The 22,317-nt window shown below is 67.4% G+C and carries 21 protein-coding genes and 1 pseudogene; 9 read left to right on the plus strand and 13 right to left on the minus strand.

All coding sequences use genetic code 11. The annotated features are described in order from the left end of the window. Positions 1 to 49 precede the first annotated feature (49 nt). A complete protein-coding gene (locus QFZ83_RS23845) occupies positions 50 to 1,678 on the plus strand; it encodes a hypothetical protein (protein WP_307510604.1) in 1,629 nt (542 codons plus the stop codon). Between the two features lie 46 nt (positions 1,679 to 1,724). Here QFZ83_RS23845 and QFZ83_RS23850 read toward each other — a convergent pair whose 3' ends face one another. Then, a complete protein-coding gene (locus tag QFZ83_RS23850; RefSeq protein ID WP_307510605.1) occupies positions 1,725 to 2,102 on the minus strand; it encodes a hypothetical protein in 378 nt (125 codons plus the stop codon). 82 nt (positions 2,103 to 2,184) lie between these two features. Between QFZ83_RS23850 and QFZ83_RS23855 the strand changes: the two genes are divergently transcribed. Further along, positions 2,185 to 2,811, plus strand: a complete 627-nt coding sequence (locus tag QFZ83_RS23855) for a hypothetical protein (RefSeq protein WP_307510606.1) — start codon at positions 2,185 to 2,187, stop codon at positions 2,809 to 2,811. 32 nt (positions 2,812 to 2,843) lie between these two features. Here QFZ83_RS23855 and QFZ83_RS23860 read toward each other — a convergent pair whose 3' ends face one another. Further along, a complete protein-coding gene (locus QFZ83_RS23860; protein WP_307510607.1) occupies positions 2,844 to 3,584 on the minus strand; it encodes a hypothetical protein in 741 nt (246 codons plus the stop codon). A 242-nt stretch (positions 3,585 to 3,826) separates the two neighbouring features. Here QFZ83_RS23860 and QFZ83_RS23865 point away from each other — a divergent pair, with 242 nt between their 5' ends. After that, positions 3,827 to 5,476: a patatin-like phospholipase family protein gene (locus tag QFZ83_RS23865; protein ID WP_307510609.1), complete on the plus strand. Its 1,650-nt coding sequence runs from the start codon at positions 3,827 to 3,829 to the stop codon at positions 5,474 to 5,476. Positions 5,477 to 5,541: 65 nt separating this feature from the next. Here the strand turns inward: QFZ83_RS23865 and QFZ83_RS23870 are convergent, their stop codons facing one another. Beyond that, positions 5,542 to 5,799 (minus strand): hypothetical protein, encoded by a 258-nt coding sequence (locus QFZ83_RS23870; RefSeq protein ID WP_013539384.1) that lies wholly within the window; start codon positions 5,797 to 5,799, stop codon positions 5,542 to 5,544. A 117-nt stretch (positions 5,800 to 5,916) separates the two neighbouring features. Then, entirely contained in the window at positions 5,917 to 6,867 is a 951-nt protein-coding gene (locus tag QFZ83_RS23875; RefSeq protein WP_307510611.1) for a S9 family peptidase, read from the minus strand. Between the two features lie 103 nt (positions 6,868 to 6,970). Here QFZ83_RS23875 and QFZ83_RS23880 point away from each other — a divergent pair, with 103 nt between their 5' ends. After that, complete coding sequence (locus QFZ83_RS23880) at positions 6,971 to 7,909, plus strand: IS481 family transposase (RefSeq protein WP_307510612.1); 939 nt, start codon at positions 6,971 to 6,973, stop codon at positions 7,907 to 7,909. Here QFZ83_RS23880 and QFZ83_RS23885 read toward each other — a convergent pair. After that, a complete protein-coding gene (locus QFZ83_RS23885; RefSeq protein ID WP_307510614.1) occupies positions 7,875 to 8,204 on the minus strand; it encodes a hypothetical protein in 330 nt (109 codons plus the stop codon). The genes QFZ83_RS23880 and QFZ83_RS23885 overlap by 35 nt on opposite strands. Before the next feature lie 49 nt (positions 8,205 to 8,253). Next, positions 8,254 to 9,456, minus strand: a complete 1,203-nt coding sequence (locus QFZ83_RS23890) for an amidohydrolase family protein (protein ID WP_307510616.1) — start codon at positions 9,454 to 9,456, stop codon at positions 8,254 to 8,256. A 137-nt stretch (positions 9,457 to 9,593) separates the two neighbouring features. Between QFZ83_RS23890 and QFZ83_RS23895 the strand changes: the two genes are divergently transcribed. Then, on the plus strand, positions 9,594 to 10,523 hold the full coding sequence (locus tag QFZ83_RS23895) for a DMT family transporter (RefSeq protein ID WP_307510618.1): 930 nt from the start codon (positions 9,594 to 9,596) through the stop codon (positions 10,521 to 10,523). 103 nt (positions 10,524 to 10,626) lie between these two features. Beyond that, positions 10,627 to 11,457 (plus strand): TorF family putative porin, encoded by an 831-nt coding sequence (locus tag QFZ83_RS23900; RefSeq protein ID WP_307510620.1) that lies wholly within the window; start codon positions 10,627 to 10,629, stop codon positions 11,455 to 11,457. Between the two features lie 169 nt (positions 11,458 to 11,626). Here the strand turns inward: QFZ83_RS23900 and QFZ83_RS23905 are convergent, their stop codons facing one another. After that, on the minus strand, positions 11,627 to 12,652 hold the full coding sequence (locus QFZ83_RS23905) for a tripartite tricarboxylate transporter substrate binding protein (RefSeq protein WP_307510622.1): 1,026 nt from the start codon (positions 12,650 to 12,652) through the stop codon (positions 11,627 to 11,629). A 140-nt stretch (positions 12,653 to 12,792) separates the two neighbouring features. Between QFZ83_RS23905 and QFZ83_RS23910 the strand changes: the two genes are divergently transcribed. The 3 genes from QFZ83_RS23910 (at position 12,793) to QFZ83_RS23920 (ending at position 15,903) form a co-directional block, all read left to right on the plus strand. Next, positions 12,793 to 14,493, plus strand: coding sequence for an MBL fold metallo-hydrolase (locus QFZ83_RS23910; protein ID WP_307510623.1), 1,701 nt, complete (start codon positions 12,793 to 12,795; stop codon positions 14,491 to 14,493). Beyond that, a complete protein-coding gene (locus QFZ83_RS23915; RefSeq protein WP_307510624.1) occupies positions 14,490 to 15,212 on the plus strand; it encodes an RNA pseudouridine synthase in 723 nt (240 codons plus the stop codon). Before QFZ83_RS23910 ends, QFZ83_RS23915 begins: the two co-directional genes overlap by 4 nt. Before the next feature lie 118 nt (positions 15,213 to 15,330). Then, positions 15,331 to 15,903 (plus strand): hypothetical protein, encoded by a 573-nt coding sequence (locus QFZ83_RS23920; protein WP_307510626.1) that lies wholly within the window; start codon positions 15,331 to 15,333, stop codon positions 15,901 to 15,903. Positions 15,904 to 15,913: 10 nt separating this feature from the next. Here the strand turns inward: QFZ83_RS23920 and QFZ83_RS23925 are convergent, their stop codons facing one another. The 6 genes and pseudogenes from QFZ83_RS23925 to QFZ83_RS23950 form a co-directional block, all read right to left on the minus strand. Then, positions 15,914 to 17,131, minus strand: a complete 1,218-nt coding sequence (locus tag QFZ83_RS23925; protein ID WP_307510627.1) for a multidrug effflux MFS transporter — start codon at positions 17,129 to 17,131, stop codon at positions 15,914 to 15,916. After that, positions 17,128 to 18,600, minus strand: a complete 1,473-nt coding sequence (locus QFZ83_RS23930) for an efflux transporter outer membrane subunit (RefSeq protein WP_307510628.1) — start codon at positions 18,598 to 18,600, stop codon at positions 17,128 to 17,130. The genes QFZ83_RS23925 and QFZ83_RS23930 overlap by 4 nt, the downstream gene beginning before the upstream one ends. A gap of 4 nt (positions 18,601 to 18,604) precedes the next feature. Continuing rightward, on the minus strand, positions 18,605 to 19,516 hold the full coding sequence (locus QFZ83_RS23935; RefSeq protein WP_307510629.1) for an HlyD family secretion protein: 912 nt from the start codon (positions 19,514 to 19,516) through the stop codon (positions 18,605 to 18,607). 13 nt (positions 19,517 to 19,529) lie between these two features. Continuing rightward, positions 19,530 to 19,735 (minus strand): annotated as a pseudogene (locus QFZ83_RS23940) (DUF1656 domain-containing protein). Next, the gene (locus QFZ83_RS23945; protein ID WP_307510632.1) at positions 19,732 to 21,864 is read right to left on the minus strand and encodes an FUSC family protein; all 2,133 of its coding nucleotides are present in this window, start codon (positions 21,862 to 21,864) and stop codon (positions 19,732 to 19,734) included. Before QFZ83_RS23945 ends, QFZ83_RS23940 begins: the two are co-directional and overlap by 4 nt. Next, on the minus strand, positions 21,865 to 22,311 hold the full coding sequence (locus QFZ83_RS23950) for a MarR family winged helix-turn-helix transcriptional regulator (RefSeq protein ID WP_013539371.1): 447 nt from the start codon (positions 22,309 to 22,311) through the stop codon (positions 21,865 to 21,867). Positions 22,312 to 22,317: the final 6 nt, after the last annotated feature.

Below are 22,317 nucleotides of genomic sequence, written 5' to 3' on the forward strand. Positions count from 1 at the left end.
ATTGATCGGATAAGGTCAAACTCGCGCAAACCAACGACGGGAGGCCCGCATGTCGATCACGCGTACCTTGATGGGAAGCATCCTGATGTTCGGCGCCATGCAGGCGCATGCGTCGAGCGACGGCACCGACAGCCATTGCGTCGTCGGCAAGAACCGGACGCTGTTCAACCAGTGCGACTATCCGGTCGACGTCGGCTTCTGCGTCGAGAACCCGCAGCAGACCAAGAATTTCTTCGACAGCTCCGAGGCTTTCAAGTGCCCCGACGACGGACTCAGCACGCTTGCCCCCGGCAAGGAGGAAGGCAACATCCTCAATGGCACCGTGCACTGGTTTGCCTGTGCCACGACACACAGGGGAACGGCAGGCTGGAAGTACGTTCCCGGCTCCGGCTACAAGGGACATTGCGCCGCGGACGATTCCAGCGCCAGCAACGGCTCACCGCCAGCGGAACGCGGTTTGGTTCGGCCCGGGGAGCCTGCCGTCTGGAGTTCTCCGGTTGAATGCAACGATTGGTTTTCCGAAGGTGCTTACTGGTGGAGAGAACTGGACCCTGCGACTCACAAGCTCATGTGCAAGAGGCCGCTCACCTCGAGCGCGCGCGCAGCCACGGCGCACAGGTACATCGAGTCCAAGCGCGTGGAGGCGGAGTCAGCCCAGCGCAAGCGCGATGACGCGGCACGCGCCGAGCAACTCAAGCGAGACGAAGTTGCGCGAGCCGATCAGCAGTTCCGCACGAGCTTGCAAACGATGAACCCCGGGCAACTGTTTGCACGCGCCGACGAACTGAACACCCGCGGCGAAAGCGCCCGCGCCCGCGAAGCACTGCGAGCCTTGATCGGCCGATTCCCGAACCACCCGCTGGCGGCCGAGGCGGCACGGCAACTGACTGGCGCAACGGGCTCCGCGGGAAGCCCGGGTAGCAATGAAGGCGGCAGCGCGCCTTCGGCAAAAACTTCCACCCCAGCTTCCCTTGCGCCTGCAGTTGCAAGCAGGCAGGCCGTCGATGACTCGGGCGTCGCGGTTCGGGCATCGAAAGGCGCGCTCGCGATTTCACGGTCCGCCGGGCATGCCATCGAGCCAGCGACCATGTATGCGCACAAGGGAATGAATCTGGTCACCGGCGATGTGGGATGGGTGATCGCTACCAGCCCCGAAGAGGCCGCCAAGTTGGCCGATGAGCAGTACGGCTATTCGCATCTGGCGTCCAGCATCCGGCAAGGCAGGGCGGGGAACGACTACCTGGTGCTGGATTTCGGCTGGTTTGCGTTCGTCGACGCATATGTCGAATCCGCCAAGTACCCCGGCAACCTTTCACGGGACGGCGCCAAGAGGGTGTGGGCGTATGCGGCACGCTCTCGCGAGGAGGCGATCGCTACCGCGATCAGGGAATACGACGGCATTCGAGGAGAAGCCGTTGCGCAGTTCGTCTATTCGGGATTGGTCGCAAAGATCGACAGAAGCGGTCGGGGCAGCCCGAGTTGCTCTATATGCAACCCCGACATGCTCTATCGCAGCGTCTGCAGCGTCGGCGCCAAACGCGAGCGCGGGGATTCGAGATACCTGAACCGCAATCCGCGGCTCGCGCCATCACAGTTCGAAGGCGCGTTTTGCGAATCGAATGACACAAGACCGTTCATGCGCGCACAAGAGCGCCAGCCGCCTCCCGTCTTCAAGTAGCAGCGGCGACACCGGCCGATGCCTGGTGTTGCGTCTTGAGTGACAGCTACTCTGCCGCCACCGGCCCGGCCTTCTTCTGCGCGGAGATGGCAGCCGGCTTGATGTGCAGCGCGCTCAGCGCATCGCACTCGGTCTTCAACTCGGCCGCAACCTGCTCGGGGTCCAGGTGCAGCTCCACGATGTCGCGCTCGCCGACGCAGTGGCCGTCGAGGCGCACGTAGATGCGCTTGAAGTCGCCGCCGAGCGCCCGTGCCACATCGCTCAAGCAGTCCGCGAGGGTGGGGAAGCCGCCGTCCTTATAGGAACTCGGCGGGATCACGCCCTTCGAGCGCGGCGCCCGCACCGAATAGGCAAACGTCGCACCCTCGCCCCGCAGCTCCACGACGGGCTGCAGGATGCGGGGAACGTCCCGGGGGCTTTTCATGGGCGGAGTTTAAAACCGCTGCAGCTGCCGCAAGGTAACGCCATGCGCCGCGCGCTGGCAGACAATCTGCAGGCCCTTTGAAATGAATGCATCCATGCCGCTCGACCCCTACCTTCTTCTTTCCCTCGCAGACCCTCGGTCGGGCAGCCATGTGCGATGCCTCAATGCCGCGGGCCGATGGGCGATTCACGGCACCGCGCATTCGCCACTTCTCGTGTGGCATTCAACGCAGGCCAATGACGCGCGGGCGGCCGCAGAACGGTCGTCGAAGGCGCGTGGCCGTGCCGTCGAGGTTGTGTCGCGAGGAGATAGCTCGTGGGTCGAAGGTCAGCAGATCCAGGTGTTCACTGACGCGTTCGAGGCGGCGCTTCATGGCCACGCGGCCCACAGCGAAGCCAAGGCCCGGCGCCTGCGCACCGAAGCCGACAAGCTCGAAGCGTTCTGCGTCGTGGTTCGCGCAGCTTCGACCGCAGCGGACCACGCGGCGTTTGCCGAGGTCAGCCGTGCTGCATCGAAGGCGCTGCGTGCCAAGTTCGGCGGGGGGTCCATCACGTCGGTATTCGCGTGGTTGACCGGGCGTGCCGGGAACGAGGCGCTGGCAAGCGTTCTGGCAGGCGAGGTCGAGCTGACCGGACCGCTCTCCATCCAGCAGGTGGTCGAGGCGGTCGAGCTGGCGAAGAAGGCGGAATTCCTGCGCGAAGAAAGCTGAGGGGCCGTGAGGCTGAGACGCTGGGCGTTCGCTCAGCGGGCCACGCGCCATCGGCCGGATTCCGGGCACACGTCGGCCGGAGCGCCGTCGAGCAAGACCTGCTCGTCATCCTTTGGCAGCGAGGCCGAAGGGGCGATGTCGAATCTGATCTGAAGTGCGCGCGCGACATCGGCGTTCTCGATGGGAAGCTCCCAGGTCAGGAACACCTGGGTGCAGTCCCGCTCGGGTGCGAAGTCGCTTGCATCGAAGCCGCTGCTGCCGCGTCGGATCACGGCGTGAGGCTGGCCGGTATCGAACATCAACACCGTGCCCCTGACGAGCGGGATGCGATCGCCCGTTCCGGGGAAGTGCACATCGAGGCCCTTGTCCTCGCTCACGAAGAGATTGCAGAAGGCCGCGCCGCCGTACTGCGCGCCGTCGTGGTGGTACCTCGCGCCGCGGCAGGCCATCAAGGCGATGTCGCTTTCGGCAAGCACTTCGGACAGGCCTAGCGTGCGCGCCCAGTCGGATGCGGCCTGCACGCAGCGTGGGTAGTCGGGCCAGCGCGCACGCGCGCGCGCCAGGGGCAACGGCTCGACATCGCCGGGCTCCAGTTGCAACTGCGAGGCAATGTCGCGTTCCCAATCGGCCACGAGGCGCGCGGGCGGCATGGGCACGTCGACCACGCCCGTGCGCACGATGCCGCTCACGCTGCGGCTGCGCATGGCATCGCCGCTGCTGAAGCAAGCGGTGAGAAGACCTTGCGATGAAGCGTGCTGACTTTCGGTTGTCATGAAGGTGCGGATCGGATGTGCACTGAATGTGCGCTGCATGTGGTTCGGCGTGCGGATTCGAGGACCATTTTCTTATCTTCACAGTGCCGTCGCTGTGCCTTCGCGAGTCACCTATCTATTGCGCATGACTTGGAATTACGCTGTTCTGCTGAACGGGATTTCACGCGTAGACGATGAATCTTCATGGCGAAGACACTGCGCGCTCAGGAAGGACCAACTGCTTCACTCAATAGGAGTCAACCGTGGATCCCAATCAAAATTTCACCATCCTCTCGTTCGTCGGCGGCGGCATTCGCGGTCTTATGTCGGCGACCATTCTCCAGCGGTTGTCACAACCGCCGTACGACACGCTGATCAATCAAACCACGATGCTTGCGGGCTGCTCGACCGGCTCGATCATCACCAGCGAACTGCTGGCCGGCACGAAGCCGCAAGGGCTCATCGAGCTGTTCACGGGCTCCGAGATCGGCTTCTACAACAACATGAACGACAAACCGGACGCGCCGGCCTATCCCATGATCGACGTGCTCTATTCGCAGGAGCAGTTGCATGGAGACACGCCCGTGTCCCGGGCGGGGAAGGATGTGCTGCTCGTGTCGTTCAATGTCGGTGCGCTCAAGACGAACCCCGATGGCCGCGTGGTGCCCAAGCCCTGGGACACGCTCATGTTCACAAACCTTCTGGGCACCGAGCAGGACCAGCAAAGCGGCCTGGACGGCAACAGCAGCACGCCGATAGCCATCGCCGCATGCTCCAGCGGCGCGATGCCCGGCCAGCTCGGGTCGGTGGAAGGCAATGTCGATGGCGCGTTCTTCAACCACGACCCGACACTCGCGGCAATCTGCCTGGCGGTGCACAACGGCGTGCCGCTCGAGAAGATCGTGGCCATCACCATCGGCACCGGCCTCATGCCCGACTGGCTCGCCAGCGACACGGCCAATTGGGGCGCCAAGCAGTGGATGAACGGCGATGGCAACCCGTTCGACAACACGCCGCCGTTCCTCATGAACCAGACGCAGCCTTCGCCGATCCTGGACATGTGCCTGAACGGCACCTCGGCCAACATGATGCCCAGGCTCTGCAAGATGCTGCTAGGCGACCGCTACGTGAACATCAACCCTCGCCTGCCCTGCTTCATTCCCGAAAACTCCACCAGCCCGCAGGCCATCAACCTGCTCCAGCGGCACGGGGAAAGCGGCGACCCCGAGAACTTCGAGAAAGCGCAATCGCTGCTGCGGGACTACTGGCCGAAAAGCTGCCCGCCCATTAACACCACCATCTCCCCGCCGCCCCACACCGGCGGTGTGAAGACACCGGCCTCCGTGCCTTCCAAGCCCAAGGCTGCAACATCGAATGCGGCGCCAGGTGCGACACCCGGCCACGGCGAGTTCTTCTTCATCCAGCACAAGGAATCGGGCCTGGTGCTGGACGTGTACAAGGAGCAAACCGCCCCGGGCACCCCGGTCATCTTCTATGAGAAGCACAAGGCGCCGCACTCGCTGGCCAACCAGCTGTGGCAGTTCGTTCCTTCCGAGGAAAACCCGGGCTGGTGGTATCTGCAGGCGCAGCTGTCGAGCGACATCGTCCTCACGCTCGCGGATGCCCCGGTGCCCTCGCCAGCGCCGGTGATCACCATGGAAAAGAAAGATCCCGCCGGCAAACCGAGCCAACTCTGGAGCTTGATCTCTACCGAAGAACTCGGTTGGTGGTTCATCCAGTGCAAATCCAAGTTCGCTCGGGTCCATCTCACGAATCCGGACGCGATCTCGCCCTTCGTGATCGGCCGCGGCAGCAACGGCCAACCCGACCCGATCGCGGTGGGCGTCACGCTGGACTACGCGGCGGACGAACCGATGTCCTGGGGTTTCATGAAGGTGCCTGACGCCCAGTGATGTGGGCGCGGCGGGTTTCGCGACCCGTCCGCCGACGGGGGCGCAGAAGGGCGCGCGGCTTTTCTTCAGCCCGCGTTCTTCAGCGATTGCTTGGCCTTGTCAGCCGAGCTCTTCGAGCGATTCTTGTGATAGCCCGACTTGACGTTGTTCACCGCCTTGCCGACCGGGCCGCTCTTCTTGGCCTTGCTGTCGGCCTGCTTCTCGTCGATCTTGTGCTGCGCGGCATCGGTCGCCTCGGAGGCGGCCTTGCCGATCTGCGCGTTGGCCGTGCCGGCCGCGAGCAGGGTGAGCGAGGTGGCGAGTGCGATCAGGGTCTTGTTCATCGGAATTCCTCCAAGAATTGAAATTGGAGTCGATGGTTGCATCGCCCGCGCGGGCGGCGTGTCAGCGAGGGCCGCGCATGCACTGGGGGCCGGGCCCCACAAGCCGCGCCGGACGTCTTACTGGAGCGAGCCCAGGTATGAGTCCACAGCCGTGCCCCACAGGCGTTGCACGGTGTAGGTGCCGTGGCCGTCCATCCCCTTCGGCGGCAGGAGAACGTCGAACGTGCCCTTTCCACCCGCCGACTGGAATGCCTTGAAGTTGGCCCTGCTGTGCGCGATGGGGTAGTACGGATCGTCTTCGCCGTACAGCCAGAGCGTCGGCTGCGGAAAGGCGGCTGCGCGCTTGAACAGTTCACCGTTGACCTTGACCGCATCGGGGCAGCCCGCACCGATCCAGCCGCCGACGAAGTTGATCGCGCCCACGACCTCTTGCGGATGAAGGCCCGCGTAGGTCGCCGCGAGAATGCCGCCGCGCGACACGCCGCCGATCACGATGCGCCTGGCGTCCACGTCGCTGCGCTGGCGGATGTGCGCCATGGCCACCTGCAGATCCGCCAGTGCGTGCTCGGCGCCGGGCAGCGACAGCGCGGCCTTGCATGAATAGCGCGAGCGGTCCGCCTCGAAGCCCTCGTCATAGAGGCCCTCCGAACGGCCCCGCCCCCGGCGCTGCGGATAGATGACCTGCCAGCCGCGCGCAACGAAGAACGCGCTCACCTCGGGGCTGACCCAGGTCAGCTTGAACCACTCCGGGCGATTGCCCATGCCCGTTGAGCCATGGTTCATGACGAGCGTGGGAAAGGGCCCGTCGCCTTCGGGGCGGTGAATGACCATCTCGAGCTTCACGGGCTTGCCGTCTTCCATGAACGGCGTGTCCAGCCATTCGACGCGGCGCACGTACGCGGGCGGGCGACGCGACAGCACGCCCATGGACAGCAGCTGGGTTTCGGGCCGCCAGATGCCGAGCTCCATGTCGCCGTCCTTGCGCAGGCGCAGCACCAGCTTGGCACCGGTCTTGAGCCTGACCTGGAGTTCGTCGTTCTCGAAGCGGCCGGGCGCCTCGTCGACCACCGTCTGCAGCGGGCTAGCTGTGATGTCTCAATAGGTTGTTCACCCGAATGGGTCTGGGAAACTGGAGTTACCACGCTTCAGGATCTCAGAGGAATCCCACCGGATGAACAGCCATAAGAATGCCAGATTGACATTGGAAGGTCGCAAGTTGCTTGTCGAACGCATTGCAGGAATGGGGCTGATGCCTGCCGCCGAGGCGGCAGGCATCAGCCCGCGCACCGCGCGCAAGTGGCTCAAGCGCTTCCTGGAGGGCGGCGTGCAGGGCCTGCACGATCGCAGCTCGCGCCCGGCCAGGACGCGCACGAGCCTGGACGCTGCGCTGCACGAGCGCATCGAGCAATTGCGCCGCTCGCGCATGCCCATGCGCCGCATCGCCACCATCGTGGGGCGCAGCGTGTCCACGGTCAGCCGCCTGCTCGCACGCCTGGGGCTGTCCAGCCTGAAGGCCCTGGAACCCATTGCACCAATCGTTCGCTACGAGCGAGAAGCGCCGGGCGAGCTGCTGCATATCGACACCAAGAAGCTCGGGCGCATCGTGCAGCCCAGCCACCGCGTCACAGGCGATCGTCGCGATGCCACGCGGGGCGCAGGCTGGGAGTTCGCTCACGTGGCCATTGACGATCACTCGCGAGCGGGCTTCGTGCAGATGCGCGACGACGAGCGCAAGGGCTCGGCCGTGGCGTTCCTGCAGGCGGCCGTGGCTCACTACGCGGCCTTGGGCGTGACCATCAAGCGCCTGATCACCGACAACGGCTCGGCCTATCGCTCGCGGCTGTTCGCCAAGACTTGCCAGGCACTGGGCATCAAACATACCTTCACCAGGCCCTATCGCCCACAGACCAATGGCAAGGCCGAGCGATTCATCCAGACCTGTCTACGCGAATGGGCCTATGGCCGTGTCTGGGCCAACAGCAAAGAACGCACGACATGGCTGCCTGCGTTTCTGAACTACTACAACGCCAGGAGGCCGCACTCCGCATTGGGCTACAGGCCACCAGCTTCCCGACTCAGCGGGAATAACCTATTGCAACTCGACAGCTAGCACCCGCATAGGTCACGGTCGCGCCAGTGGCGGAGAGATCGCGGATGGCGATCTTGATGTCGCAGCCCGCCACGCGACAGGCCCATCCGTGCCAGATGCCGCTCCATTGCGCGACCTCGGCAGGGGCCGTGGCGTCCTGCGCCAGCGCGGCCACCTCCGCCGGCAGTTCGGCCGCCACGGTGCTTTCGGAAACGGCGCGCGGAAGATCGCCGATGTAGCTGGGCCATGCGGTCTGCTGGGCCGATGCGGCCATGCAAACGCCGAGCAGGAACGCACCGATAAAACCTTGCTTCAAGAGAACTCCCTCCGTTTTTCTGACGAGCGAAATGCACGCCTCGCGATTCTCACAGCGAGGCCACCTCGGCCACCAAGGCGCCATCGCGCGCCACGATGTGCCCACCCGCCACCACGAGCTTTCGCACCGGCCGCGACACCACCGCATGCGCCAGGGTCTGCGCATCGACCAGCACCAGGTCCGCGCGATTGCCCGGCACGAGTCCGTAGGCCTCGAAGCCGCAGCCGCGCGCGCCGGAATAAGTGACGGTGTCGAGCGCCACTTCGACCTCGTCGTCGCGGCGCAGGTTGTAGCGCAGGCCGATGAGCATCGCGCGCTCGAGCATGTCGGGGTTGCCATAAGGTGTCCAAGCATCGCGGATGCCGTCGTTGCCGCCGACCACCGTCACGCCCGCCTGCCGGCAGGCCAGGAGAGGCGGCACGCTGCGGGACGGCGGCGCACTGGTGACGAGCACCACGCCGAGCTTCGCCATGCGCGCGAGCAGCGTCTCGCGCTCGCGTTCGGCCACGTCGCCGAGGCAAAAGCCGTGGCTCACGGCGACCTTGCCCTGCATGCCCAGCGCTTCGGTGCGCTGCAGGATGAGGTCGAGCGAGAACGCACCCATGGCGCCCGGCTCGTGCAGGTGAATGTCGATGGGCCGCTGGTGTTTGTCTGCAATGCCGAAAAGCACGTCGAGCGATTTCACCGGGTCGCCGTCGATGGCGCACGGGTCGAGGCCGCCGAGCACATCGGCGCCGAGCGCGAGCGACTGGTCGAGCAGTTCGGCGGTGCCGGGGCGTCCCAGCAGGCCCGACTGCGGGAACGCGACGATCTGGATCTGCTGCAGATCGCGCAGCGCCTCACGCGTCTGCAGCGTGCCTTCGAGATGCCGCAGGCCCGCCTGGGTATCGACATCGACATGCGTGCGAAGCCGCGTGGTGCCGAGCGCGAGAAAGGCCTTGGCGAGCGCGAGCGACTGCGCGGCGGCATCGTGCCCACTCGCGTGGCGGAAGGCGCGCTCGTTCTCGATCTTGTCGATGAGATTGGTGCCGACTTCGTTGCGATACCAGTCCATGCCCCACATCGTCTTGTCGAGGTGGGTGTGGCCTTCGACCAGGCCGGGCAGCAGCAAGGCACCGCCGCCCTCTTCGAACGTTGCATCGGCAGGCGCGGACAGCGCGGTGCCGATGCCCGCGATGCGGCCGTCGCGCACCAGCACGTCGACGGGAGAAGCGCCCATGGGGCGAACGTTGCGGATCAGGAGCGTGGGCATGGTTCTTTTCGAGAAGGCATCGGGGGCATCGTGAGACAGCGTACCCAGATTCGCGCGCGTGGTCATCATCACCGCACGCACACGATTCGTTCCAGGCCGAAGTGTTCGCGTCGCCCGCTCGCGATGATCGGCGCACCATGCACACGACCACGCTCGATACAGCCGCCAAGCCTCGCCCCAACCTCGCCTTCGAATGGGCGCTGCTCGCAGTGCTCGCGACCTGCTGGGGCGCCTCGTACACCTTCATCAAGATCGGCGTCCAGACGCTGCCGCCCGTCACGCTGATCGCGGCGCGCACGCTCGTCGCCGGCCTGCTGCTGCTCGCGGTGCTGCGCATGCGCGGCGTGAAGCTGCCGACGGAGCCCGCGATATGGAGGCGCTTCGCGCTACAGGCGTGCCTGAACAGCGTGCTGCCGTTCACGCTCATCGCGTGGGCCGAGCGCAGCGTGGATGCCGGGCTCGCGACCATCCTCAACTCGACCTCGCCGATCTTCATCTTCCTGCTCGGCCTCGGCATGGGCGGCGCGGAGAGGCCCACGCTGCGCCGGCTGTTCGGCGTCGGCGCGGGGCTGGCGGGCATCTGCCTGATCGTCGGCTTCGAGGCGCTGCACGGCCTCGGGCATTCGCTGCTCGCGCAGATCGGGCTGGTGGCGGCCGCCGTCTGCTACGGCTGCGCCGCGATGTTCGGCCGCGTGTTCAAGGGGCTCGACCCGATGGTGCCGGCTGCCGGCTCGCTGCTGAGCGGCGCGGCGATGCTGCTGCCCGCGAGCATCGCGATCGACAGGCCGTGGACGCTCGCACCCTCGGCCGCATCGGTGATGGCGGTGCTGGCGCTCGCGGTGCTTTCGACGGCCCTTGCCTTCACCATCTACTTTCGCTTGATCAAGACGCTCGGGCCGATGTCCACCGCCGCGCAGGCGTATCTGCGCGTGCCCATCGGCGTGACGATCGGCGTGGTGTTTCTCGGCGAAACGCTCTCACCTACTGCGTGGATCGGGCTCGCGTGCATCGTGGCGGGCGTGGTCGCGATGACGATGCCGGCGCGACGCGGCGCGCCAACGGGCTGAGGCCGCGTTCAAAACTTTTGCGCCCGGGGCTTCATTTTTTACGCGGCTTTTAGACGCCCCCTCCTACGCTGCCGGCTCCTCTATCCGTTAGCGATTTCCTTCGATGAAACACCTTCTCCGCATCGCCCTGCCGGCGATCCTTCTCCCCACCCTCGCCGCCCTGCCGATGCTCGCGAGCGCGCAGCTCAGTGGCAACGTCGCGCTCACCACCAACTACAAATTCCGCGGGCAAGACCAGGACATGCTCGGCCGCAACGACTACGCCAAGACCAGCGGCTTCAAGCCCGCCATCCAGGGCGGCCTGGACTACGCCTTCGGCGAGAGCGGCTTCTATGTGGGCAACTGGAATTCGAGCGTCAACTGGCTCAAGGGCAACAGCCTGGAGAGCGATTTCTACGGCGGCTACAAATTCAAGGCCGGCCCGCTCGACCTGGACGTGGGTGCGCTCACCTATGTGTACCCCGGCAATTCGTCGGGCAACACGACCGAGCTTTATGGCAGCGCGGGCTACACCGACGAAGCGATCGGCTCCTTCACGCTGAAGTACTCGCACACGGTGTCGAAGGACTACTTCGGCTACGCGGGCAACAAGGCCGGCTCGGGCCTGAAGGGCACCAACACGGGCTACCTGAACCTGGCGTACAGCAAGGAGATCGCGCCCAAGCTCACGTTGAAGGCGGCCGTGGGCTACACGAACATGTCGAGCGACATCCGCAGCCTGGGCTACAGGAACTACGTCGACTACAACGTGGGCGCCTCGTACGACTTCGGCAACGGCCTTTCGCTCGCGGGCTCGGTGCAGGGCGCGAACAAGAAGAGCGCATACACCTCGGTCAGCAACCCCGGCGTGGACTTCGGATTCGGCACCTTCGGCCGCGAGACCTATTCGCCGAACAAGGCGCGCTTCATCGTCACGCTGACGAAGACGCTGTAGTTCCAGCAGTCAGAGCACTGGCGCCAACCGCACACCCGCAGCGTGCCCATGTGCGCAGGGCGTCGGGTGCTCCACGCAGCGAAATCAAGGAGGAGGCGAAGCCGGGGGACATTCGCGGAGGGGAGTACCCGGCGGCCTGCGCACGCGCCCTGAACGCAAGCCGCACCAATCAATCGATGCTGATATTCGCAGCCTTCGCCACCTCAGCCCACTTCACGCGGTTCTCATGCACCGTCTTCTTGAACTGCGCAGGCGACTCGATGCGAATGGTGTTCCCCTGCGCCTCGAACTTCTCGCGGATCTCGGGCTGCTCCAGCACCGCCTTCACAGCCGCATTGAGCTTGTCCACGATCTGCGCATCCGTGCCCCTGGGCGCGAAGATGCCGAACCAGATCGAACTGTCGAAACCCTTGGTGCCCGGCACACCGCTGGAGGCGATGGTCGGCACTTCCTTCACCGCGGCCACCGGCGTCGCGGTGGTCACGCCCAGCAGGCGCACCTTGCCCGCCTTGTAGTGCGGCAGCACCGTCTGCACCTGGTTCATGATGCAGCAGGTCTCGCCGCGCACCACCGACGTGATGGCCTCCGGCCCGCCCTTGTAGGGCACATGCACCATGTTCAGCCCGAGGCGCGAATTGAACTCGGCAAACGCCATGTGCGTGCCCGCGCCATTGCCCGTGGACGCGTAGTTGTATTTGCCGGGGTTGGCCTTGACGAGGTCGACGAACTCTTTCAAGGTCTTCACGTCGATCACGCTCGAATTGATGGTGAGCACGTTCGAGACATCGAGCACCGGTGCCACCGGCACGAAGTCGGCCTCCACGTCGAACGGCAGCTTCTTGTAGAGCGCGGCGTTGCTGCCATGCGTGGCCGCAGTGCCGAATGAGAGCGTGTAGCCATCGGGCTTCGAATGCGCCACGTACTCGCTGGCGATGTTGCCGGCTGCGCCCGAGCGGTAATCGATGATGACCGGGCGGCCCAGCTGTTTGGACAGCGGCTCCTGGATGGTGCGGGCGACCACATCGACGCCCGAGCCGGCCGGAAAACCCATGATCAGCGTGACCGGCTGCTGCGGCCAATCTTGCTGGGCGAAAGCGGCCGGCGATACGGCGGCGCACAAGGCGGTGGCCAGCAGCACCGAGCGGCGCGAAAACAGGGAGAAGAGTGAGAACGGAGAGGAGTGAGAATGGGCCATGACTGTCTTTCTGCGAGACCGACGGTGTGGACGGAACAGACGATGCAAAAGCGGATTGTGGCGCGCGGCTCATGCCCGTTGGCTCATGAGCTTATGCACCAAGCCACACGCGCATCGCACCTGCTCCCGATAATCACCCCATGGTCCGCTTCTCCCAACTGATTCACCCCGCACGCGAGCCCGCGCCCGTGCGCGCCGCCGCCACCGTGCTGCTGCTGCGCGACACGCCCGCCGGCATCGAGGTGCTGATGACCCGCCGCTCGGCCACCGCGAGCTTTGCGCCGGGCGCCTATGTTTTTCCCGGCGGCCACATCGACGCGGCCGACGAAGCCGCCAAGCGCATCGCCACCCGCCGCCCCACCCAAAGCCGCATCCAGCGCACCCAGGCCATCGCGGCCATTCGCGAGGCCTTTGAAGAACTGGGCGTGCTGCTTGCACACCACGCCGACGGCCGCCCCGTGAGCGCCGAAGACATCGCCGCCATGGACCGCGGCGACACCGCGGGCACCGCTTTCGCCGACCAGTGCGCGGCACGCGGGCTGGTGCTGGCGTCGGACCAGGTGTTCACCTTCGCGCACTGGATCACCGACCGCGACCTGCCCAAGCGCTTCGACGTGCCCTTTCTCGTCGCGCGCATGCCCGAAGGCCAGGTGCCCACGGCCGACGAGAGCGAGCAGTTCGAGCCCTGCTGGGTGCGCCCCGCCGATGCGCTCGCGCGCCACGCGGCAGGCAACTTCTTCATGATCTTCCCGACCGTGCGCACGCTGCAGCGCATGGCGGCCTATGCGACGGTCGATGCGGTGCTCGCGGCCTGTGCGCCCAACGGCAATGGCGAGGCACCGCTCTGGACCAGCTGCCCACGCGCGGGCTTCCTCAAGGGCGAGGACGTGCGCTACATGGAAAGCGATTCGCCCTACGGCGAGCTCGCGCTGGTCTGCCCCGACGGCCAACTGGTGCATGCGCTCGACTGGCAGAGCGAGCAGCCGGTGGCGCTCTTGAAGAACGTGCAGCGCCTCACCGCGCCCAACCCGAGCGCCATGACCGGCCCGGGCACCAACACCTACATCGTGGGCGACGCGGCCACCGGCTATCTGGTGATCGACCCGGGTCCGAACGACTTCGACCACATCGGCCGCCTCTGGCGCATCACGCACGGCGACATCCGCATGATCGTGTGCACGCACTCGCATGCCGACCACTCGCCGGGTGCCGCGCCGCTGCAGGCGCTGTGCAAGACGACCAAGCCGCCGATCCTCGGCCTGCCCTCGGCGCCGACCGCGCGCGCCACGGCGCGCTTCACGCCCGAGCGCTCGCTGGTCAACGGCGAGCGCCTCGCGCTCTCGGGCACCACCGCCGAGGGTGAGCCCATCACCCACACGCTGCGCGTGATCCACACGCCCGGCCACGCGGCCAACCACCTGTGCCTGGTGCTCGAAGAAGACGGCCTGCTGTTCTCGGGCGACCACATCCTGAACGGCAGCACCACCGTGATCGATCCGCCCGATGGCGACATGACGGCCTACCTCGATTCGCTCGACACGCTCGATGCGGCCTGCGCCGAGGGCCTCGTCGAATTCATCCTGCCGGCCCACGGCTACGTGATCGGCTTTGCGCGCAACGCCATCGCGCACCTGAAGGCGCACCGGCTCAAGCGCGAGGCAAAGATCGCGGCGGCCATGCAGGCCCTGCCGGGCGGCACGCCCGAGCAATGGCTGCCGATCGCCTACGACGACGTGCCCGAACGCATGTGGCCGGTGGCCGCACGTTCGCTGGCCGCGCATGTGGCGCGCATCCAGCATCTGCTTCAGCAGCAACAACAAAAACAGACGGGCGCCCGATGAACAACAACGCTCCCGAAGACGAAGGCATCCGCCTCGCCAAGCGCGTGGCCGCCCTCGCCGGCGTGTCGCGGCGCGAGGCCGAACTGCTGATCGAGAACGGCGCGGTGCGCGTCGATGGCGTGCCCGCGGTGCTGCCGCAGTCGCGCGTGCAGGCGCACCAACAGGTTGAGATCGCGGCCGGCGCCAAGCCCGAGCCGGTGGTGCCCGTGACGATGCTGCTCTACAAGCCGGCCGGCATGCCGACCGACAACGCGCACAGGCTGCTCGTGGCCGCGAACCATCACGAGCCCGAACGCGCCGGCCAGAAATTCCTGCCCGCGCACTTGAAGGGCCAGCACTGCATGACGCCGCTGGAAACCGGCGCCAGCGGCCTCGTGGCCTATACGCAGGAGTTCCGCATCGAGCGCAAGCTGCAGGAAGACGCCGGCATCCTCGAACACGAGGTGATGGTCGACGTGGCCGGCACGGTGAGCCCCGAAGTGCTGATGCGCTTCGAGCGGTCGCCAGCGCGCGTGAGCATCGGCCGGCAGGCCGAGGATGGCAGGCAGACGGGTCTGCGCTTCGCGCTCAAGGGCGCGCGGCCCGGGCAGATCGCACACCTGTGCGACCAGATGGGCCTGACCATCGTCGCGATGCGGCGCATCCGCATCGGGCGCGTGCCGCTCGCGGGGTTGCAGCCCGGTCAATGGCGCTACCTGGCACCGCACGAACGCTTTTGAGATCGAAGAAGAAGAAGAAGAAGAAAAAGAAAGAGAAAAACGACGCGACGCCTGCCTTGCGCTTGCGGCCTGAAATTTTCAGCAAGCGGCCTCGCGCCGCCGACAGGGAGACCGAGCCATGACATTCAGAAAAACCAGAACCACGGCCGCCGCATTGGCTTCCACGGTGCCCGTGGCACTGCTGGCAGGTTGCAGCTTTTTCGCTTCGCTGCAGCCGACGCCCGGGCCCGCCGCGGCAACTGCGCCGCCCGCCCCTCCGCCCGCGGTGGTGTCGAAGGACGGGCTCGCACCGATCACCGGCGAGCAGGTCGAGCGCATCCGCGAAGTCATCGGCGGCAAGACGCCCAGCCCGGCTGTGGCCAAGGTGGTTCGCGGCGCAGCGCCGACCATCGAATCGTTCGTGCGGACCGAAGGCTGCATCACCGACCGCAACGGCGCGGTGCTCAACCCCTTCGCGGCGCCGGGCCGGCTGTTCGACGGCACCGGCTTCCAGGGCGGGCCGATGGCGCAGATGCAGTACCACGACAAGACGGCCTGCGTGACCGTCAAGCGCATCCAGAACTGGAAGATGGTGTCGCCCAAGCTGCTGCGCTTCGACGTGGTCTACGTGGGCGACGACGGCGAGGAGCAATCGGTGCGCCGCCACGAGCTCGTGCGCCAGCCCAAGGGCGGCTGGCTGTTCACGCGCTGAGCGTCGTTCTTCAGTCCGCGGCTGCGCCCACGAGCTTCTTCTGGTGGCGCAGTGCCACCGCGAACGACAACTGCGCCACGATGCCCGCCCCGGCCAGCACGAGGGCCGCGGCCAACGCCGGATTCTGGTGGCCCATGCCGGCCAGCGCCGTGCACAGCGCGCCCACCGCCATCTGCGTCGAACCATAGAGGCCCGAGGCCGAGCCGATGACTTGCGGGTTGACGCTGATCGCCTGCGTCAATGCGGCCGGCGAGGCCATGCCCGCGCCGACGGTGTAGAGGAACATGGTGCCCACCGCCAGCGGCACCGAGAGGTGCCCCGACAGCACCCCGCCCAGCAGCACGAAGGCCGCGAGCACGCTGAGCGCGTTCGATCGGATCATGAGGCGGTCCACGCGCACGCGCTGGATCAGATGGCTCGTGAGAAAGCTGCCGAGCCACACGCCCGACACCAAAATCGCGAGGTAGATGCCCGCCTCGTGCGCCGGTCGGTGCAACTGGTCCACGAAGATGAAGGGCGCGGAGGCGATGAAGGCATACATCGAGGTGGTCGCGCAGCCGCCGCCGATCGAGAAGCCGAGGAACGCGGGCGAGCGCAGCAGTTGGCCGTAGTTGCGCGCGAGCGCCGAGGCATCGAGCCGCGCGCCCGGCGTGCCGGTCTCGGGCAAGAGGCGCCAGGTGAAGAGCAGGCCGACGATGCCGAGCGCGAAGAGCGCGTAGAAGATCGAGCGCCATCCGAGCGCGGTGGCGAGCGCGCCGCCGACCAAGGGCGCGATGCTCGGGCCGACGGTGACCATCAGGTTCATCAGCGCGAGGCGTCGCGTGGCCTCCTGCGGCCCGGCCGTATCGCGCACGATGCTGCGGCCCAGCACAAGGCCCGCACAGCCGCCGATGGCCTGGAACAGCCGCGCCGTGATGAGCGCATGCACATCGGGCGCGAGCGCGGCGACGAGACCCGCCGCCGAATAAAGGCCGAGCCCGAGCAGCAGCACGGGGCGGCGCCCGAAGCGGTCGGCCATCGGGCCGTACAGCAACTGCCCGACGGCGAGGCCCAAGATGTAGAGACTCACAGTCATCTGCATCGCGCCCATGCCGGCGCCGAGGTTCTTCGCGGCGATCGGCAAGGCGGGCACGAAGATGTGCATCGCCAGCGTGCCGCTGAAGGTGACCAGCGCGAGCAGCCACAGCGGCGCGTGCGGGCGTTGCGACGGCGTTGCTGTCGACGTCATTGCTTCGTGGTTGCTGCCGTGTTGCTGTCGAGTGCGACGGCGCTGGATTCATCGGGCTCCCAGCCGCCGCCGAGCGCCATGAAGAGCACCACCTGGTCGTCGGCCAGTTGCGCTTCGCTGGCGGCCAGGGCCGCGTCGCTTGCCGCGAGCGAGCGCTCGGCATCGAGTGCGTCTAGGTAGGCGGTGCGACCGTTCTTGTAGAGCTGGCGTGCCTGCGCCGCGACCTTCGCGCTTTCGTCGCGCGAGGCCTGCAGCGCGGCATGGCGGTCGAGTTCGCGGGCGTAGGTCCCAAGCGCGGTTTCGGTTTCGCGCAGCGCGGTGAGCACGGTGCCGTCGAACTTGGCGAGCGCCCCGCGCGTGGTGGCTTCGGCCTCGGCGATGCGGGCCTGCGCGATGCCGGTGTTGGGGATCGTCCAGGAGATCAGCGGACCCATGCTCCAGCTCATCGTTTCCTTGCGGCCGAAGTCGGCGGCCGGGCCGGCCGATGAAGCCGAGAGACCGAGCGTGACCTTCGGATAGAGATCGGCAGTGGCCACGCCGATGCGCGCGGTCGATGCGGCGAGACTGCGCTCGGCCTGGCGGATGTCGGGGCGGCGACGCAGCAGGGCCGCGCCATCGCCCACGGGCAGCGTTCCGGCTACGCGCGGGGGCACGGTGCAGTCGGCAACTTCACGCGGAAAGTCCTGCGGCAGTGCGCCGGTCAGCGCGGCGAGGCGGTAGAGCGCGCCCTGGCGCCCGGCCTTCAGCGGCGGCAGCGCGGCGTTCAGTTGCTCGAGCTGCGCACGCGCGCGGCTGGTGTCGATGGTGCCGGCGCGGCCGGCGCGCTGCAGGCGGTCGGTGACGCTCACCGCGTCCTGTTGCAGCGCGACGGACTTCTCGGCGATCTGCAGGCGCAGCCCTGTTGAGCAGGCCTCGGCGTAGGCGCGCGCGGTGCCGGCGGCGACGTTCACGCGCACAAGATCGAGCGCCGCGGCGGCGGCTTCGGTGTTGGCGCCGGCTGCTTCGATGCTGCGGCGGATCTGGCCGAACAGGTCGACCTGGTACGACAGCGATGCACCCGCGCTGTAGTTGAAGCGGCTCGGCGGCTCGTAGCCCTTCTGCAGCAGCGAGAGGCCTGACACGTGGCCGAACGACGGGCCGCCGCTCACGCCCAGCGTGGGGCGCTGCGCGCCGGCCACTTCGGACTCGATGGCGCGTTCGCGTTCGAGGTTTGCGACGGCCTGGCGCAGGTCGGTGTTGTGCGCGAGGGCCTCTGTGACGAGCTTGTCGAGCAGCGGATCGTGGTACAGGCGCCACCAGTGCGGAGGCAGCGGCGCGGCGTTCGCAGGCGCTTCGGCAAAGGGCTTTGCCGCAGCAGGCTGGCTGGCGAGCGCATCGGCGGGCTGCTTGTAATCGGGGCCGACCGCTGCGCATGCGGCGAGGCCGGTAGCGACCGCTAATGAGGCCATGCGAAAAGCGAAGCGGGTCATGGCGTCATCCCTTCTTCGGGGTGGCCGCGCCGTGCTCCAGCACCTGCACGGTCACGGTCTGGCCCGCGACGAGCCGCGCGCCTTCGGGCAACGGATCGAGCTTCACGCGTACCGGAATGCGTTGCGCGAGGCGCACCCAGTTGAAGGTCGGGTTCACGCTGGGCAGCAGGTTCGCGCTGGTGGAGCGGTCGCGGTCGGCGATGCCGGCGGCCACGCTGTCGACCGCGCCTTCGAGCACCGCGCCGCCGCCCATCGGCGTCACGCGCACGCGGTCGCCCAGGTGGATGCGGGGCAGCTTCGTTTCCTCGAAATAGCCTTCGACGTAGAACGACTGCGCATCGACCAGCGCGAGCACCGGCCTGCCCGCCGCGGCGTAGCTTCCTTGGCGCAGATCGAGGTTGGTCACGAGGCCGTCGGCCGGCGCGCGCACCTGGGCGCGCTGCAGATTGAGGCGTGCGGAATCGAGCGCCACCTCGGCCTGCGCGACGGCAGCCCGCATCTGCTCGAGGCGCGAACGGGTCTGTTCGCGCGCTTCCTTGGAGACCAGTTCGTCCAGGCCCGCGTTGCGCGCGTTCTCGCGCTGCACCTGCGCGCTTGCGGCGCGTTGCGCCGACAGAGCGGCCTGCGCCTGGCGCACGGCGAGGTCGTAGCGCGCGCGGTCCACCTCGAACAGCAATGTGCCCGCGGCGACCGATTGGTTGTCCTGGATCGGCACGGCGGTTACGAGACCCGACACGTCGGGCGCGATCTGGACCACGTTGGCGCGCACGCGGCCGTCGCGCGTCCACGGCGCGAGTTCGTAGTGGTCCCAGAGCCGAAAGCCGGCCCAGACGGCCGCGGCCACCACGGCCACGGTGAGGAGGACGCGCAACACGCGCTGTATCCGGGAGTTGTCTGAAGATGAACTGGCGGTCATGGGAATCTCTTCGTCATTGAAGGTGTGAGGTGAGGCGGCTCAGGGCGTAGAGCAGCAGCAGGTAGAGCGCCATGTCGAACAGCGCCGGGTGCCACACCCAGCGTACAGGCCGGTGGCCGCGAGCAGGCGCCGCACGCCCCAGAGCGCGAGCAACGCACCGGCAGCGAGCACCATGAGCCATGGCAGGTAGAGGCCGTAGAAACTGGCTTCGCCGATCATGAGGAAGCTCCTTGAAGAACTGCGGGAGGGACTGCTGCCAGCGAAGGCGGCGCATCGGGGAACAGGTTGCGGCGCAGGCCCACCAGTGCGGTGACGGCGGCGCGCGATGCCGAAGAGGTATCGCGCGCGGCGAGCACCGCATGGAGCGCGCCGTCGATCTGCGGCAGCAGGCCTTGCGGCCGCGGCGTCATGCGGCCTTCGCCGCGCTGGCGGAAGAAGCGCGAGATGCCGCCCAGCAGCGCAGCCGAAGTGGCCAGTGGCAACTGCGCGCGCACGCGCTGCAGCACGGCGATGTCGGCGCCCATGCGCAGGTCGCGCAGCGCGTCGTCGGCGGCCACGCCCTCGACGCTGCCGCCGGCCTGCGCGATGCGCGGCGCGAGCAGGCCGATGCGGTCGAGCATGCGCACCGCGTAGGCGTCGCCCTGCGCGTGCTGCGGCTGCGATGAAGCGGCCATCTCGCCGAGCTCGCGCCAGGTCGCGCGCTGGATGCGGCGCGCGCTCCAGTCGGCGCCCACCGAGCGCACAAGACGCGTGACGCGGGCCGCGACCAGCACGCCGACGATCTGGCCGATCATGCTGTTGATGAAGCTCACGAGGTCGGCGCTGGCGGTGTCGTGCATCGCGAGCGTGCCGGCCACGCCAAAGATCATCGCCATCGCGGGCATGAAGTGCGTCGGCCGCGGCAGGTAGAGGCCGAGCAGCAGGAAGAGCGGCGCGCAGATCGCGACCAGCATGCCGAAATCCTGCACCGTGGGCATGAGCACCAGCACGTAGACGGCGGAGATCGGAACGGACCACAGCGTCCATTTCAGGAAGCCGTGGATCGCCGGCACCGGGTCGTCCATGGTCGCGAAGAAGCAGCAGAAGACCGCGGCCATCATGGTGGCGACCGAGCCCATGGTCCAGCCCGTGAGGATCCAGAACGCGCCGCACAGGCAGATGGCGATGACGGCCGCGAGTGCGGAGAGCAGCGCCATGCCGTAGTCGCGGTGCAGCGCGCGGTTGCCGAGGGCGGCGGTGCGGCGCAAGGGGGCGGCGCCCTTGAGGCCTTCGTCGATGTCGAGGCGCAGTTGGGCGCAGGCGTTCCAGCCGTCGACGAGTTCTTCGAGGCGGCCGGCGAGGCCGATGCGCAGCGCGCGGCCCCAGGTGGTGGGTTGTTGCGCGCCGGTGTCGGCTTGCGGTGTGGCGCTCAGTGTGGCGATGGCGTTGCGCAGGGCTTGCAGGCGCTCGGCGCGCGAGGTGTCATCGCTCGCAGGTTCGGCTTCGGCGCGCAGCCATTGCGCGGCCTGCGCGAGCACGGCGGCCACGTCGGGCGCGAGCGCGCCTTCGGCCTCCTCGAGCGCGAGCAGCCGGTCTTCGACGGCCGAGAGCGCTGGCGTGAGCGCGGCGACGCGGTCCTGCATCGTGCGGATCGCGCCGGCCGTCCAGCGCAGGTGCGTGGTATCGAAGGGCACGTGGGTGGAGAGCAGGCGCAGCTGCGTGATGTCGCCCGCGAGGCGGCGGCGGTCGGCATCGAGGCGCTTGGGATCGGCATCGCCGCTGCTCTTGCGGCCGGTCGGCTGCAGCAGGTCGCCGAGCCACTTGCGCGCGTCGTGCAGCGTGCGGTCGAGCAGGCCGAGCACCGTGGGTGCGAGGCCCGTGGGCAGCACGAGGCTGTGGATCAGCGTGGCGCAGAAGATACCGAGGCCGATCTCCTCGACGCGCGCCACGGCGGTGTCGAACAGCACCAGCGGCGTCTGCACCGACGGAAAACCGATCAGCGCAGCCGTGTAGCCCGCGAGCATGAAGACGTAGGAGCGCGGCGTGCGGTCGAAGAGCGAGATGCACAGGCACAGGCCCACCCACAGTGCGAGCACCAGCGTCAGCAGCTCGGGCGCATTCGAAAGCGCGGGCACCAGGAGCACCGTCGCCGTGCAGCCGATCAGCGTGCCGAGGAAGCGGTACACCGCCTTGGAGCGCACCGCGCCGGCCAGCGGATGGGCCACGATGTAGGTGGTCATGAGCGCCCAGAACGGACGCGGCAGGCCGGCGCGGCTGGCCAGGTACATCGCGAGCATCGCGGCGGCGAAGCTCTTGCCGGAGAACAGGAGCTCCGCGCGGCTGAAGCGCGGCAGGCGGAGCGTGGTCATCTACTTGCGGCCTTCCTGCTGCGTTGCCAGGGCGTTGCGACCCAGGCGCTCTTCGAGCGTGGCGAAGACGCGCAGGCACGCGGCGATGTCGTCGTCGGCGACGCCTTCGAAGAGCGTGTTGCGCATCTCGCTCAATGCGGCTTCGATGGTGGCGCAGGCCTTCACGCCGGTGGGTGTGAGGTGCAGGGTCTTGGCACGGCGATCGGCCGGGTCTTCGAGGCGTTGAACGAGGCCCGCATCGACCAGTTGATCGACCGAGCGCACCAGCGACGGTCCCTCGATGCCCAGCACGGAGGCGAGCATGCCCTGGCGCATGCCGTCGCCCATGCGGCCGATCATCACGATCGGCCAGGCCAGCGTCTGCGACACGCCGACGTGGGCCACCGCCTTGTCGGCCGCGGCACGGTAGGAACGCTGCAGCGTGGACAGCGACATGCCAAGGTGCATGAGCGC

Origin of the sequence: Variovorax sp. W1I1 (assembly GCF_030815625.1) — a bacterium.
In the GTDB taxonomy this organism is placed as follows: Bacteria; Pseudomonadota; Gammaproteobacteria; order Burkholderiales; family Burkholderiaceae_C; genus Variovorax; species Variovorax paradoxus_C.

Bases quoted from the DNA above. Each gene is read 5' to 3' on its own strand.
- QFZ83_RS23845 (WP_307510604.1), top strand. From the start codon at position 50: ATGTCGATCACGCGTACCTTGATGGGAAGCATCCTGATGTTCGGCGCC.
- QFZ83_RS23850 (WP_307510605.1), bottom strand. From the start codon at position 2,102: ATGAAAAGCCCCCGGGACGTTCCCCGCATCCTGCAGCCCGTCGTGGAG.
- QFZ83_RS23855 (WP_307510606.1), top strand. From the start codon at position 2,185: ATGAATGCATCCATGCCGCTCGACCCCTACCTTCTTCTTTCCCTCGCA.
- QFZ83_RS23860 (WP_307510607.1), bottom strand. From the start codon at position 3,584: ATGACAACCGAAAGTCAGCACGCTTCATCGCAAGGTCTTCTCACCGCT.
- QFZ83_RS23870 (WP_013539384.1), bottom strand. From the start codon at position 5,799: ATGAACAAGACCCTGATCGCACTCGCCACCTCGCTCACCCTGCTCGCG.
- QFZ83_RS23880 (WP_307510612.1), top strand. From the start codon at position 6,971: ATGAACAGCCATAAGAATGCCAGATTGACATTGGAAGGTCGCAAGTTG.
- QFZ83_RS23890 (WP_307510616.1), bottom strand. From the start codon at position 9,456: ATGCCCACGCTCCTGATCCGCAACGTTCGCCCCATGGGCGCTTCTCCC.
- QFZ83_RS23895 (WP_307510618.1), top strand. From the start codon at position 9,594: ATGCACACGACCACGCTCGATACAGCCGCCAAGCCTCGCCCCAACCTC.
- QFZ83_RS23900 (WP_307510620.1), top strand. From the start codon at position 10,627: ATGAAACACCTTCTCCGCATCGCCCTGCCGGCGATCCTTCTCCCCACC.
- QFZ83_RS23905 (WP_307510622.1), bottom strand. From the start codon at position 12,652: ATGGCCCATTCTCACTCCTCTCCGTTCTCACTCTTCTCCCTGTTTTCG.
- QFZ83_RS23910 (WP_307510623.1), top strand. From the start codon at position 12,793: ATGGTCCGCTTCTCCCAACTGATTCACCCCGCACGCGAGCCCGCGCCC.
- QFZ83_RS23915 (WP_307510624.1), top strand. From the start codon at position 14,490: ATGAACAACAACGCTCCCGAAGACGAAGGCATCCGCCTCGCCAAGCGC.
- QFZ83_RS23920 (WP_307510626.1), top strand. From the start codon at position 15,331: ATGACATTCAGAAAAACCAGAACCACGGCCGCCGCATTGGCTTCCACG.
- QFZ83_RS23925 (WP_307510627.1), bottom strand. From the start codon at position 17,131: ATGACGTCGACAGCAACGCCGTCGCAACGCCCGCACGCGCCGCTGTGG.
- QFZ83_RS23930 (WP_307510628.1), bottom strand. From the start codon at position 18,600: ATGACCCGCTTCGCTTTTCGCATGGCCTCATTAGCGGTCGCTACCGGC.
- QFZ83_RS23935 (WP_307510629.1), bottom strand. From the start codon at position 19,516: ATGACCGCCAGTTCATCTTCAGACAACTCCCGGATACAGCGCGTGTTG.
- QFZ83_RS23945 (WP_307510632.1), bottom strand. From the start codon at position 21,864: ATGACCACGCTCCGCCTGCCGCGCTTCAGCCGCGCGGAGCTCCTGTTC.
- QFZ83_RS23950 (WP_013539371.1), bottom strand. From the start codon at position 22,311: ATGCACCTTGGCATGTCGCTGTCCACGCTGCAGCGTTCCTACCGTGCC.